1 protein-coding gene is annotated in these 207 nt (G+C 72.9%); it reads right to left on the bottom strand.

The window, feature by feature from the left end; genetic code table 11:
- The coding region (locus H926_RS28560; RefSeq protein WP_043610315.1) for a PLDc N-terminal domain-containing protein at window positions 1–207 on the bottom strand (207 nt) is incomplete at both ends.

Genomic DNA, 207 nt, shown 5'->3' on the forward strand with positions numbered 1-207 from the left:
CCGGCGGGCGGGGCAGGGCCGCCTCGATCGCCAGGCCGTGCAGCCGGCGGCGGCGGATCAGGCGCGTATCGCCCCACAGAATATAGGCGGGAATGCCCAGGCCCGGCAACACCATGACCGCGACCAGCCACGCGAGGCGCGCGGCCGGATCGCGATGGGGCCGCAGGATCACCCGCAAGAGCGTGACCACTTCTGCCACGGTGGCAA

It is taken from the genome of Novosphingobium sp. B-7, assembly GCF_000410615.1.
Classification (GTDB): Bacteria; Pseudomonadota; Alphaproteobacteria; order Sphingomonadales; family Sphingomonadaceae; genus Novosphingobium; species Novosphingobium capsulatum.